At 37.0% G+C, this 14,975-nt stretch carries 10 protein-coding genes; 4 read left to right on the top strand and 6 right to left on the bottom strand.

Going from position 1 to position 14,975, the window contains the following annotated elements:
* The first annotated feature begins 85 nt into the window (after window positions 1–85).
* The 3 genes from epmB to AC0JIQ_RS05860 are packed head-to-tail and all read left to right on the top strand — an operon-like array spanning window position 86 to window position 4,949.
* On the top strand, window positions 86–1,102 hold the full coding sequence (epmB, locus tag AC0JIQ_RS05870) for an EF-P beta-lysylation protein EpmB (RefSeq protein WP_474202922.1): 1,017 nt from the start codon (window positions 86–88) through the stop codon (window positions 1,100–1,102).
* An 11-nt stretch (window positions 1,103–1,113) separates the two neighbouring features.
* A complete protein-coding gene (locus AC0JIQ_RS05865) occupies window positions 1,114–2,868 on the top strand; it encodes a GTPase (RefSeq protein WP_474202921.1) in 1,755 nt (584 codons plus the stop codon).
* Window positions 2,850–4,949, top strand: coding sequence for an EAL domain-containing protein (locus tag AC0JIQ_RS05860; RefSeq protein WP_474202920.1), 2,100 nt, complete (start codon window positions 2,850–2,852; stop codon window positions 4,947–4,949). The genes AC0JIQ_RS05865 and AC0JIQ_RS05860 overlap by 19 nt, the downstream gene beginning before the upstream one ends.
* Window positions 4,950–5,036: 87 nt before the next feature.
* Here the strand turns inward: AC0JIQ_RS05860 and rpmE are convergent, their stop codons facing one another.
* From rpmE to AC0JIQ_RS05830, 6 genes are all read right to left on the bottom strand, one after another.
* A complete protein-coding gene (rpmE, locus tag AC0JIQ_RS05855; protein WP_004662919.1) occupies window positions 5,037–5,261 on the bottom strand; it encodes a 50S ribosomal protein L31 in 225 nt (74 codons plus the stop codon).
* Between the two features lie 267 nt (window positions 5,262–5,528).
* Entirely contained in the window at window positions 5,529–6,518 is a 990-nt protein-coding gene (locus AC0JIQ_RS05850) for an SDR family NAD(P)-dependent oxidoreductase (protein ID WP_474202919.1), read from the bottom strand.
* Window positions 6,519–6,549: 31 nt separating this feature from the next.
* A complete protein-coding gene (locus AC0JIQ_RS05845) occupies window positions 6,550–8,214 on the bottom strand; it encodes an alginate export family protein (RefSeq protein WP_474202918.1) in 1,665 nt (554 codons plus the stop codon).
* 236 nt (window positions 8,215–8,450) lie between these two features.
* Window positions 8,451–9,416, bottom strand: coding sequence for a bile acid:sodium symporter family protein (locus AC0JIQ_RS05840; RefSeq protein WP_474202917.1), 966 nt, complete (start codon window positions 9,414–9,416; stop codon window positions 8,451–8,453).
* Window positions 9,417–9,551: 135 nt separating this feature from the next.
* Entirely contained in the window at window positions 9,552–9,953 is a 402-nt protein-coding gene (gene gloA, locus AC0JIQ_RS05835; RefSeq protein ID WP_474202916.1) for a lactoylglutathione lyase, read from the bottom strand.
* Window positions 9,954–9,955: 2 nt separating this feature from the next.
* Window positions 9,956–12,130, bottom strand: a complete 2,175-nt coding sequence (locus AC0JIQ_RS05830; RefSeq protein ID WP_474202915.1) for an AmpG family muropeptide MFS transporter — start codon at window positions 12,128–12,130, stop codon at window positions 9,956–9,958.
* A 186-nt stretch (window positions 12,131–12,316) separates the two neighbouring features.
* Between AC0JIQ_RS05830 and AC0JIQ_RS05825 the strand changes: the two genes are divergently transcribed.
* A complete protein-coding gene (locus AC0JIQ_RS05825) occupies window positions 12,317–14,944 on the top strand; it encodes a Lon protease family protein (protein WP_474202914.1) in 2,628 nt (875 codons plus the stop codon).
* Window positions 14,945–14,975: the final 31 nt, after the last annotated feature.

Genomic DNA, 14,975 nt, shown 5'->3' with positions numbered 1-14,975 from the left:
AAAGGCTCACTCCAAACTTAAAACTCAAATCTATTAGTGCTAGACTACGCGCACAGCTTAGGCTATCACTATTTTAACGTATGGCATGATAAACTATTTACATCAAGAGCAAAACTGGCAATCACAACTCAGTGATCTAATTACTGATCCTTTAGAGCTGTTAAATCTGCTTGAATTATCGACCAAGCAATTATTATCAGGGGCAATACTTGCCTCTGAACAGTTTAAATTACGCGTTCCACGTGCATTCGTCGGAAAAATGCGTATTGGGGATCCATTTGATCCTTTGCTATTACAGATTTTACCACACCATCTTGAACTTGAAGAACATCCTGAATTTGTTACTGACCCATTAGGTGAGGAAGCAGCCAATCAAATGGCTGGTGTCTTACACAAATACCAATCTCGCTTTTTACTGACCTTAACAGGCGCATGCGCAATTCACTGTCGTTATTGTTTCCGCCGCCATTTCCCATATCAAGAAAATTTACCAAAAAATGATGATTGGCTAAATATAAAACAATATATTGAGGACAACCCTGCCATCAATGAAATCATTCTCAGTGGGGGCGATCCTTTAACTTTATCTAATCGAAAAATAGCACTTTGGATAGAGCGATTAGAATCTTTACCTCAACTCAAAATATTGAGAATCCATTCACGAGTTCCTGTTGTTATTCCCAATCGTATCAATGAAGAGCTTATTTCTATTTTAAAAAACAGTAGGCTACGCATTGTAGTAGTGATACACTCAAATCATGCTTCAGAACTTGATGATTTCACGTGTTCAAAGTTATTACAGTTATCATTACATCATATTACTGTGTTAAATCAGGCAGTTTTACTTAAAGGTGTGAATGACTCTGCAACAGCTTTAACTGATCTAAGTTATCGATTATTTGAAGCGAGGGTTATGCCCTATTACTTACATGTATTGGATAAAGTAAAAGGTGCTCAACATTTTGACTTAAGATCTTCAGAGATAGATCATATATACAGTGATGTATTAGCGAGTTTACCTGGATATTTAGTTCCAAAACTCGTCAGGGAAATTGCGGGCGAAAAAAATAAAACACCGCTTTTTGGGGTTCAAACGTTCTGAGATTGATTACAATGATGAATAATGCATTTTCGGATATTTTTCAAATTCCCACTGTTTTAAGACGGGATAAACTCAGTTTTTGTGATGCAAACGCAAAAAGTTTAACAGAATGGATTTCAACCCTCTCAATTATGCAGTTGGGTGATACTTCAAAAGCATTGTTTGCAGCCTTATTAGAGCTTTGTGAATTAGATTGTTCAGAAACATTACGCTTTGATCTCATTCAGACCTTACATCCAACGATTGAAAATATTTTAGGTAGCCTAGAGAAAAACTTTTTTAATCAGGGTGTAATCAGTTCAGATCGTAATGAGCACATTATTGAACTGGCGATGCTGTTACGCTGCTATTTTGCGGCTATTTATATCAATATTGTTCGTCGCAGTAGCGAACAATTGGAAAATCAAAAATTTTCTATTTTTGCATTGAACCAAAAGAAAAATTTACATACTGCTAGAACACTTGCAACCTTCCAAGCATTACAACAGCTTACGCAGCTCCTTTATCAACAACACATGTTATATAGTGAACCTGTTGCAGGACAGTGGCTCATTGCACATCAATTGTACGATGCAGCAGTGACACATAAGTATCATCACGTGACTATCGAACAGGCGCAAACTAAGCCAAATAGCCTGAATAATATTGCTCAGGCTTATGCTCAATTAATTTTGATGGATATTTTTAATACCAATCAAATTCGTCAAACAGAAATTCAAGCTCTGTTTCAATGCAGTTTTGACTGGGCCAAAATGCTACAACTCTTATCGAAAGAGACTGATTTAACTAAATACGTTGTTGATACAACTAAAGATCATCCGCCAATATATAACAAAAAACAAAGTTCAGGATTTAATCCTAATATCTTTATTAGTACAAACGGTTTACTTGATCATGTGACAGCAACATTACATAAAAATGCTGAATATATTTCTAAGAATGAAAAAATTTACCTCACACCCGCTCTAAAATTCCACGTTCAGACGATTTTAGGATCTACGGCGGAACGTCGCCATGAACGCTATGAATATTCAGCTCAACTACATATTTGTTTTGGACTTTTAACTGCCCATTTCTATTTATCCAAAGCAAAAAACTTTGGTGAAACATTACTCTTAGAACACGGGTATGGACTACAAAGTGAATCAAAATTTCTATCGACTTGGGATAAAAAAGATTCTTCTGGAAATCAAGAATCCTCAATTCAGCGTTTAAGCCGAGAAAATAAAGCAATTTATCAAGCAGATATTTTAGATATTAGTGTCAATGGTTATCGAATTAAATGGTCAGCCGAAGCACCAAAAAATCTAAGAACAGGTGAATATATTCTTGTAAAAGAAACCTCTCATGGACATTGGCGCGGCGGTGTAATTCGTTGGTTAAAGCAATCAAGTGAAAAAAGTTTAGAATTAGGCTTAGAGGTTTTAGCGCAAGAAATTTTCCCTTGTGCAGTTCGTGTACAAGCAGATCGTCATATTAGTAATTATCACCCTGCGCTTATTTTAAAAAATCAAAATTTAGATGAAACTAAAACAACAATAATTTTGCCAGGCTCGCAAATTTTTCGCGAACAGCAAGCTGTTTATTTGAGATTAGGGAAAGAGGAAGTAAAAGTGTATCTGTTGACTGCACAACTAATTACCCAAAGTTTTGTTCAATTCGACTTTGAACTACTTAATGAAGAAGAACAACCCGTTCTTAATAAATTTATTGCGCAAAAAAATATGGATACAAATGACCAAGATTTATGGGAAGCATTGAAGTGAGAAATTCTTTACTCTCTAAAAAGTTGAAACGAACTGAAACGCGCTTACTCATTATTGATGATAACCAATTAAGGTATAATCAAGTTTTAGAGCTTTTTGCGCAGCAAGAACATCAAGTACAGGCTATTTTACTTGATGACTTAAAAACTTTTGAAAAACAACTGAATTTGCCTTGGGACATTGTAATTTTTGGACGTGCTTACGATCTAAAAATCGAACAAACACTTTCTCTTATTCATGCATCAGCACAACCAAGTTTACCCATTCTACTGCTTGAGCCAGATGACTATAATTCAGCGCTATATCAAAATTACATTCATAAAGGTATTTATGATGTTGTGAACTTAAAGGCGCCAGAAGAATTTTATATCAGTATTATTAGATCACTTTCATTCAGTCGTTTAGTACAAGCAGAGCACCGTTTACTTACCGAATTAGAGGCAGCTCAAACACAAGCCCAATCACTTGTTGCTGAAACACATAAAGCAGTTGCAATTCTACAAGAAGGTATTCATATCAAGGCGAATGCTGAATATGCTCACCTATTTGGTTTCGACAGCGAAGACGACGTCATTGGCTTACCAATACTTGATATTTTACAACCTGAAGATTTAGGCCAGTTTAAATTAAGCTTTAAAAGAATTTCCCAAGGCTTATTCGAACAAGCACGCTTTGAAATTCGCACCCAAAATCCAATGGTTAAGAATAATCCTTTACATGTTGAGTTCTTACCCTCTGGTAATGATGATGAAATACAACTGAATATTGAATGTGAATCATCATCAACTGTTGTTTCAGCAGCAACTGCCACGACTACTTCAGTACAAACTGAAAAAGCCTCTGGTATCACTTCAGCACTGCAACAAATTAATCGCAATTTAGCAAATCACCCAGCGAATGCAAATGCGCTAATCTTATTTAGCCTGAATAATTGTCCAAACGAAGTTTTTCAAACTGACTGGCGTGGAACTAAAGCTTATTTTTCAAATATTGCAAATTTCATTAAAGAACAAGTCAATGTTCCAATTTATCAAATAGAAACGGCTTTGTATGTTGGGCTTATTCAAGCTGAATCAAAAACAGTTTTAAACTCTTTGCTTATAGGTTTGAATAGTTTACAAAAACCTCAATTATTGGTCACTGAAAACCACACTTTCCCATTACATTTAAAACTGGGTTATCAAGAACTAGACCAACAAATATTAGATGATGCTAATTTTGAGAAAATCATTTCCCAAGCATTTACGCATGCACTACCACTATTGAAAAATGCATCCATTGACAGTGATATTAGCCTGACAACTGATAAAATTTCAATATCGATGGAAGTCAATCTTTTACAAGAGCTCAGAAACAAATTAGATAAGGGTGATATACATCTAAAATACCAGCAGCTTTATGATAAACAAGATCAATTCACTCATACCTATGAAGTATCTGGCGGTATTATTCATAATAATCAATGGTTAGACTTGATGGATCTTAGTGATCTAAAAGATGATCATGAATTATCGGCTCAGTTAGACCGTTGGGTATTAGTAGAAGCCTGTAAGCAATTGCATAACTTCATTACCCAATATCCAAAAGCTAAATTAATTATTAATCTGAACCATCATATTTTATTGAATGACAGAAAATTATCTGAATTGGTTGCTAAATTATTAACAATTATTGGAAGCAAACAAGCTCATCCATTAATTCTGCAATTCTCAGAGCAAGCTCTTCAGCAAAATTTATCACAGGCTCAACCTCTGATTGCATCACTTCGTCAACACGGTGCTGAGATCTCTATTCGTAACTTTGGTGATTCTCTTTATAGTGACTCAATTCTTCAACAGATCGACACGCAGTATTTAAGCTTCCATCGCAAATTGGCGAAAATGCTAGGATCTGAAAAAGAAATGGCAATTCTACAAGAGAAAATTCTTCATTTTATTGCTCAAAAGCAAGTTGAGATTGTACTCACCGAACTTAATGATATGAGTTTGTTTGCGAATGCATGGAATGTCGAAGCCCGCTTCTTACAAGGTAACTACTTTCAGAAGAAACTTGATCGTTTAACTGACGTACAAGACCAATAAGGTTTTGTACACAATCGATTTCAAAATACTTTAATAAAACTAAAGCATAAAAAACGGGCATATCGCCCGTTTTTTGTTTTCTCGATATTAACGTTTGATAGAACGTGACATACCAGAGAAACGTTGTTTGAATTTGTCGATACGACCACCAGTATCTACATTCTTTTGTTTACCAGTATAGAATGGGTGGCAAGCTGAACATACGTCAAGATAAAGAGTTTCTTTACCAAGTGCAGAACGAGTTTCGATTACGTTACCGCATGAGCAAGTAGCAACTAATTTTTCGTATTTAGGGTGAATATCGGCGCGCATGGTCGATGCTCCTATTTAGTAAGAAAGGCTTAAGCTGTTATCGCAATTGATCACTCTCAAAATGAGGAAAGCAGAGTGTTAACACTCGCAGATCAATACCACAACAGACCATTTCTTTTGACTCACCGAGACCCTTAGATCAGAGCAAAGCCAACAAGTGGAGAGCATTATACACATTTTTAGTCGGTTTAAAATATATAACTACCAAACAAAACGTGTATAAAACTCCACATGTACACATTTACTCTCAAAGTATTCAAAAACTTTTTAATAAGTAGTCCATCCACCATCAGTGGCCCATGTCGCTCCTGTAATATTTGAAGCTTCGTCTGAAAGCAAAAATAATATAACACTAGCTTGTTCTGCTGGCGTAGACATTCTATGTTTGGAATCGGCAAACATGAGAAGACTTTGTGTCTTTAACATAGCAGTATTTGGCATTTTTGCTAACTCAGGATTTTTTGCTCGTTGTTTTTGTAAAGTAGCTACTTTTTTAAAGGCTGCATCTGTCATTGCTGTTTCTGTAGCAGCCATATTTACTGAATTTACTCTGATTCCATAGGGTGCATAATCAATTGCAGCATTTTTAGTGAGACCAGTAACCGCATGCTTACTTGCAACATATGCAGGATTTCCAGCCAACCCCGTCAATCCAGCAATCGAACCAATATTTACAATTGCTCCACCTTTATTTTGTTTCACCATTTGCTTTAATTCAGAACGTAATGAACAAAACATTCCCGTTGCATTCACTGCTAAAGTTTGGTTCCAATATTCATCCGTAGCTTCATGTATAGGAGCAAATAACTCTTTTTTTTGCTTTTCAACATTTACCTCAGCATCTGGTGGTACAGCATCCATAACCCCTGCTGCATTTAACACACCGTCTATTTGCCCGTATTTCTTAATTGTTTCTTCCACCATCATATTACATGCAGGTGTTTTACTTACATCAGCTTGTACAAAAATAGCACTACCACCCATTTTCTGAATTTCAGCAACAGTCTCTCGCCCTTCCTTAGCCAATACATCTGCAATTACAATATTCGCCCCCTCTTTCGATGCACGAATTGCGGATGCCTTTCCAATCCCCCTCGCACCGCCAGTAATTAATAAAGTTTTTCCTTTAAAACGATCCTTTGTAAAGTATTGATCTGAGATAGATTGCACATCAATCGCATAAACATTAGTGACAAGGGCTGAACATAACAATGCTGAGCTAAATGCAAATCCTGCTTTTACTTTTTTCTTAAACATGGAAATTTCCTCAATAATGATAGTAAATTGATTAAAATGCGTAACGAACAAAAAGCATAGAGCTCCACCAATCTTTGACTCCATCACCTAATGCATTTTTTACCGCATCGCCAGGTTGGGTATAGGCCAATTGACCGTGAATATACAAATTTCTTGAATAATAATATTTTGCAGAAACATTAAACTCTCTACCATAATCCTTTGAATCGATGAATGACAAAGCTGGGTTACCCCCTAAGTTTAATTTTGAATCTGCTCTAAATAACCAAAACTGTGGGACGATTTCTACTTTTGGATTAGGTTTGAAGCGTGCCTGTAAACGATGTGTAATTAAGTTTGAGTTCTGAACAATCTTAAAATGATTTACACCTTGAACCCATTGTTCACCATTCCCCCCTGAAAATAATGGATCCCATCTTTCATATTGTTGTGTATTTGGATCATCACCTGAAAAACTTGCATAGCGATAACCTAATGAAGGAGACATCGTTAAATCTGACCATTGATAAGCCAGTTCATAACTAGACGCCTGTGCACGCATATTGAAATCTTCATGAGACTGTTGCGCATATTCTGTTGCAAAAAGCCAAGAAGGCTTACCTTTTATTAAAGGTTGCCATCTAAAGCGTCCATCTATTACACGTAAACCATCACGAGTTCGAGTTGAACCATCTGACAAATAATATGTAGAACTTGAATGAGGAACCTTTAAATAACTCACCCCAACATCTATATCATTAAAAGCATTGGTTTGAATATTGACACCTTGAATCTTTGTTTTGGAATCAATCAGAGGTAATTCATCGGGGTCTACATAAAATAATTCAAATTTTGTTTTGTTATATTGAAGCTGGGACTGAAAAACTAGATCACCAGCCCAACGAGCATTTGATTGTAATGCTGCTCGATCAGAACCATTTGATGCCGTATTAATAATTAGTAAGCCATCACCTAAACTGAATTTTTGACGGCCTATGGAAGTATTGGAAACGATTCTATTTCCAGTTGTCGTCGTTCTTCCTGTTACAACGCCAATATATGCATCTTCAACCGCAAAATGATTCCGAGTTTTATCAGTAAACAATTCTTGCCCTGTAGACAAGGTACCTATCGCACTTAATCCTGCATAACTAAAAGTATTTATACCTAAAGGATACATTCCATATAAGCCAGTATGAACAAAAGCTTCTAGCCAATCATCATAACCTCCGCCTGCTGGACTTCCATCAACCAATGGATTTCCGTTGAGCATTTTTTCAGGCTGAGCATACCAAGCATTATTATTGCCATAATACATACTTAATAACTCTAATTTGGCTTTAAGATATTTACCATTATTATCATAGAGCAAAGGTAATGTTTTCTTGTTTTTATCAATCAAATAACCTTTTTCTGTGACCGATTGCTTATCATTTAATGTTACTTCTAAGGTGAGATTTAAGCCGCCACCCATGCTAGTCTCTGCATCATAGGATAGATTTTCTAATGGAAGACTATTTCTAACTCTAGCCGTTATAAAATCTAACTTTTCCTCTGAAATACTTTCACCAGGAAAAATTGCGATGTTTTTCCGAACTTGGTCAATAACTCGTTGATTTAAGGATTGATCTTCAGTCGGATTAATGAGGTGAACTTGTATCGTATCGACCCTGACACTACCTCGTTCATCGTATGGAAATGATTTGGAAAAAGTCATAGGTGATATCAATAAACATGCCGTACTAATACATAAAATTGGGCACGCTATTTTTAAATTTTTCTTCATCATATTAATCTTAGTAGTTGTAAGTTTTAATCTGATTAGATTTTTCTAATCAATTTTATCTATAAATATTACATAGCTACTAATAAACATCAAATTGAATGTTGGCTAAATGTCGCAGACACCCGATCACATTCCCATAAATTAATAGCTTGAGTAAAAAATTATTGTTATTTATCTTTCTTAGACCAACGATTCGCAATTACACCACAGACCATTAATTGGATTTGATGAAAAATCATAATCGGCAATACAATCATACCTAAAGGCTGACCAATAAACAGAATTTGCGCCATTGGCACGCCACTCGCTAGCGTTTTTTTAGAGCTACAAAAGAAAATCGTAACTTGATCTGCCTGATTAAAACCCAACCATTTTGGTAAATACGAAGCAAGTAACATTACAATAGTAAGCAAAACTGAGCATGCAACTACTAAATACAGCAAAGCTAATCCACTGATTTGATGCCATAAGCCTGCAACTACAGCACTGCTAAAGGCACCGTAAACTACCATTAAAATTGATCCTTGATCGAAAGCTTTCACTAAGCTTGGTAATTTGATCATATAAGGAAAAACATAAGGGCGAAGTAACTGACCTAGAACAAAGGGAACCAATAGTAACAAGGTAATTTGAACAATCGATTGCGTAGGATCAAAGCCATGTTGGCTTTGGCCTAAGATAAAATAACTCACTAAGATTGGCGTAATAAACATCCCAATGATATTGGAGAAAGATGCACTACAAACCGCTCCTGCAACATTCCCTTTTGCAATCGACGTAAATGCAATTGAAGATTGTACTGTTGAGGGTAAGAAGCACATAAATAAGAAGCCCCAGTACAATTGCTGCCCAAGAAGTGGCTCCAAAACAGGTTTAGCTAAAAGCCCAATTGCAGGAAAAATCACAAAAGTAAAAGCAAAAACCAATGCATGCATTTTCCAATGCAGCATGCCCTGTACAACGGCTTCACGTGACAACTTGGCGCCATGTAAAAAAAATAATACAGCAATCGCAACTGTCGTTAGGATATTGAAGTAATGCGCAACCTGCCCTGAAACTGGCACAAAAGTCGCTAGCACTACCATTGCTATCAATAATATTGTGAAACGATCTAGCGCCAAGAGCTTTAACATAACTTTTTCCCAATCTATTCACTAATAACGATACAGCCCAACATGATGTTATTGACCATTCGATCAAAACATCATACTGGGCTGCATAAATAAAGCTAGGGCTTTAAATTAGAAATTGTAGATCAAGATACGAAATTAATTATTACGTGCATCTTGATCCTGTTGAATCAATTCAACCTTATAGCCATCTGGATCTTCAACAAAAGCGATCACCGTGACACCACCTTTCATTGGGCCAGCTTCACGTACTACTTTTCCACCACGTGCTTTGATTTCTTCACATGCTTTATAAGCATCATCTACGCCAATGGCGATATGACCATAGGCATTGCCTAAATCATAGCTTACTGTATCCCAGTTATGAGTCAGCTCAAGCACAGTGTTGTTTTCTTCATCACCATAGCCCACAAAAGCCAAGGTAAAACGCCCCTCTTCATAATCACGTTGGCGTAGTAATTTCATACCAAGTACCTCAGTGTAGAACTTTAAAGATTGTTCTAAATTACCTACTCGTAACATCGTATGTAACATGCGCATAGTTATTCACCTGTCTGTTGAGTTGTTTGGTTTTCATGGTCACGTAATAGTTTCGCAACCCAAACCACAAGAATCAAAATTGGAATTCCAATTAAAGTCGTCATTAAAAAGAAATTTGGGTAGCCAATATTACTCACAATCGTTCCTGAATACCCCCCCAATAATTTGGGTGTGAGCGTCATTAAAGAACTAAAAATCGCATATTGAACCGCAGTAAATGACACACTCGTTAAGCTAGATAAAAAGGCAATAAATGCAGCACCTGCCAAACCTGAAGCTAAATTATCTACAATAATGGCAAAATAGAGCCACAATGAGCTATAGCCTTTAATCACTTTACCAGAAAGTTCTATTGTGCCTGACTGACTTGGATCGACCACAGCAATTGGCTGAATATCGACATCGAGTGCTGTTTCAACATGTGATGCAGTATTGATACGGTACGATCTTGTTGCAAATAACTGGCTTGCACTATTATTTTTTAAATTAACAAAAGCTTTAATGGTTTTAGTGGAAGATGCTTGTAATAGCTTTCCATCTACAGCACCAGTAAATATTCCTTTATCATCCACTTTCGCAGCAAACTCTTGATTATCTAATTTAAGGATAACAGGCTTATCCTCATTTAAGTCTTCACTTTTAAGCCCTGCTAATTGTCCTTTAACGACCAGACTTTGCTTCAATTCTTTTTCCGTTAATTGATCATCGCCACTGATAGGTAATAATTGAATCTGAGCGTGCTGGGCATTTACTAAATATGGTATTGCAAGAGTTACATTGGTATCGCTCTGATTTTGGTACTGAGTACTTACCTGTACCGAATTTGCTTTTGCTAAGACGTCATTCGGTACTTGTAATTTCCAATATCCAACATCATCGGTTTGCACTTGATAATGCTTATTTCCGACCTGAACCTCAACTGGAGCAAGTGGTTTACCTGATTTGACCAAGCCAATAAAGATTAAATTGGTTGAACTGGCCAACACTGCACCCACAAACATGAGTTTCATAATGTTCATGCGCTGCGCTAACAAACCACCGAGAAAACCACCAACTAAACTAAAGATCACACCATAGATTTTCACAGCCTCAGCAATTTGTTCTTTGCTGAAATTTAGATCTTGATAGAACACATTTGAAATCACTCCTGCAATAATGTCTGAGATGCGAAAAAAACCAATCAGCAGCAAAAGAACTAAGGCAAGTTTAATACCGTAGCGTTTGAAGAAATCTAAAATTGGGGCAACCCAAGTTTCTTTAGCCATTTGTTGATTCACGACGCCAGCTTTAACTAAACCAAAACCAACCAATAAAGCTGTGGCTGTAGCAGTTAAAAAGCGCAGGGCTTCTAAACCAAATAAAGCTGCGGTGTCTTTAATATTTGCGGCTTTAGCGGTAGCATCTGTTACATTCCCAGAGTAAATATAACTGACAACAAAAGTTGCAACAGCAATAAAGAATACAAAGACTAAGCGATAGTAATCTGTAGTTTTATAATGTTTATAAACACGATTTACTTGAGGTTCACGAATGGATAAAGTTGTAATAATACCAACCACCATGACTGCTGCCATGGTTAGATAAGTATATTTCCATGCTTCATAAATATAATTGCCTTTAGCTGTACCTAAATAAGCAGCAAGAAATAAAGCCCCCGCACCCGCAACGATCATTCCAATACGATAACCTGCGTTGTAAGTTGAAGCTAAAACCGTTTGCATCTCACTTTCAGCGAGTTCAATACGATAAGCATCGATGACAATATCTTGAGTCGCTGCCGAGAATCCTAATAAAACGGCACCAACTGCCATTTGAATTAAATAGCTTTGTCCAAGTGCTGGGTCGGAAAATGCCATAATACAAATTGCACATATAATCAAAGACTGTGCAATTAACAACCAAGCACGACGGCGACCTAAACTTTTCGTTAATAATGGAACAGGCAATTCATCAATCAAAGGTGCCCAAACAAATTTAAAAGAGTAACCTAATGCCGCCCAACTAAAAAATGTCACAGCACTTTTATCAATTCCTGCTTCACCAAGCCATAAAGACAAGCTAGAAAAAATCAATAAAATGGGTATCCCTGCCGAGAAACCAAGAAATAGCATAATCAGTGCACGGCGATCTAAAAAAGCTTTAAATGCGGATGCCCACCCAGTGGCTTGAGTTGTCATTGGTTATTATTTTCCATGAACATGCGTGAATGTGCCTATTCAATCGTTTCTTGCTCTTGCTTGCAAGTTGCTTTATGCAACCATTGTTTTGTTTTGTCGATAAAAAACACAAGTTCGCTTGATCTTTAGACCTAAAACTGTATACCTTTAATTACTTAACTTTCGTTTCTTTGTTGGATAGCAATAGTGACCCAAAAACTTGATCAAATGACTGCAACAACTTTATCTTCAACACCAACAAACACGACTACAGCGAAAATCAATTCTTTACCAAGCGCCTTTGAGCAGACGGATATTCAAACGACACTTAAGAAAACAGCACTTACGCCTGAACAACTCACGCATATTCTAAATTTAGCTGAGATTCCGAGTTCAACTAAACGTATCAAACCCCTCAATAACTTTCTTGGGCAAGATCGTGCACGTGCTTCAGTAGAAGCTGGTATTTCCTTACCATACTCTGGCTATAATATTTTTGCAGTTGGCACAGCGGGACTTGGCAAACGCACCATGATTAAACGGTTGCTTCAGCAACACGCTAAAAGCATGCCTACACCAAACGATTGGGTTTATGTCAATAACTTCAAAAATCCAAGACAACCCATTGCACTACGCTTTCCTGCAGGACAAGGTACAAAATTTCAAAATGCCTTACAGCAAACATGGCAAATCATACTAAAACAATTGGAACGTCGTTTTAGTGCTGAAAGCTATCACAATCGCATTGAACGCATTCGTCAAGATACAGGTGACGTCCAACAGCAAGCTTTAATAGAACTCACTAAAGAAGGACAAGAACTCGATTTAAAGTTGATTTCTCGTGATGACAAACACGTCTTTATTCCAATGCAACTCATAGAAAATGAATATCAAGAATTAACAAAAAATGATCTTGATGCGCTAAGCAGCAAAGAACGTGCTGAAATTACATCCAACATGCGTTATATGGAGAAAAAACTAGAGCGTTTAGGGTTACATCTTGGTGATTTAGAAGATGATGCCCGTGATCAAGTATCAATTTTAAACCGTGAAATTGCCACTCAAGTGGTTACACCACGTATGGAGTCGATTTTAAATAAAAACAAAGAAGTAAAAGGTCTCGACTTATACCTAAAACATTATGCTGAAGATATTATTGATAATGTTGAGCTGATTTTAGAACAAGAAGAAGATGATTTTACGCCTGCTTTATTTAATCGTGTTCCATCACGTTATCAAGCTAATGTAATTATTGCCAATAAGCCAAATAGCGGTGCTCCAGTTATTTTTGAAGATTTTCCAACGCACTACAATTTATTGGGTCATGTTGAACAACTTACACATAATGGTACGATTACCACCGACTTTACCTTAATTCGCCCAGGGTCTTTGCATCAAGCCAATGGTGGCTTTTTAATGCTTGAAGCAGAGCAATTGCTTGAACAGCCTTATGCATGGCAAGGTTTAAAACGTGCATTGAAATCAGGTCAACTCAAACTTTCTTCGTTAGAACATATGCTAACATTAACAGGCAGCATTTCGATTGAGCCTGCTTCTGTTCCTTTAGATATCAAAGTTGTTTTACTGGCAGAACCTGAAATTTATTATGAAATTTTAGAAGTTGAACCAGAATTAGGCAGTGTCTTTAAAATTCGCGCAGATTTTACTGATACCTTGCAGCGCAATAACAGCAATGAACAGGCCTACATGCAATTGATTGCAGACTATGTTCAAGCCGATAAATTGCTTCCATTTGATCGTTCAGCGCTCGCCGCTCTACTCACCGACTCTAGTCGTCAAGCAGAAGATCAAAGCTCTCTCTCACTTCATGCGTCTACCTTAGGTGATTTAATTCGAGAAGCACATCACCATGCCTTTAAAGCTGATGACAAAATCGTCACAGATCAGCATGTCAACCAAGCATTACATCATCGTCAATATCGCTTAGGCTATTTAAGAGAGTTATATTGGCAAGATCTTTCGCGTGGAACACAATTGATTGAAACATCAGGGCATCGTCTCGGTCAGATCAATGCCCTCTCAGTGATTCATTATGCTGATGTCGAATTTGGATTACCATCGCGTCTAACAGCTTCTGTGTATCAAGGCGGTGGTGATATTTTAGATATTGAACGTAGTGTCGAGTTAGGCGGTTCGCTTCATGCCAAAGGTGTGTTGCTCATGTCAAGCTTCTTAAAAGCACACTTTGGCCGTGAACAAATCTTACATTTCTCCGCAGCATTGGCGTTTGAGCAAAGCTATGGGCAAGTGGATGGTGATAGTGCCACTGTTGCAGAACTTTCAGCTTTAATTTCTGCCATTTCTCAAATTCCAATTGACCAATCATGGGCGATTACAGGTTCTATGAACCAACTCGGTCAAGTGCAACCAATTGGTGGAGTGAATGCAAAAATCGAAGGTTTCTACGATGCATGTAAACTTCAAGGCTTAACAGGCAAACAAGGCGTAATTATTCCCCGTCAAAACATGCAACATTTGATGCTACGTCAAGATGTAATTGAAGCGGTTCAAGCAGGCCAGTTCCATGTCCATGCGATTGAAACAATTGATCAAGCCTTAGAAATTCTAATGGCTCGTCCAGTGGGTACACTAGATAAGAAAGGTCGATATAGTAAAAATTCAATCTATGCAGCCGTTATGGAACAACTTGAGTATTGGCAAGCAATTGAGGACGGCGAAGCTGTTGAAGATGATGAACCTAAGAAAAAGAACAAGCGGAAAAAGACCAAAAAAGCGGAAACTGAGACAAAATCTTCAGAAGAATCTACCGTTGAAGCTAAAAGCTTAAAATCACTTCGTAAGAAGAATAGGTAAAATGAAAAGGCCATGTTTTTAAATAAACATG

The sequence above is a fragment of the Acinetobacter sp. FB genome (genome assembly GCF_056033405.1).
This window is presented reverse-complemented; position numbering and strand designations above follow the sequence as displayed.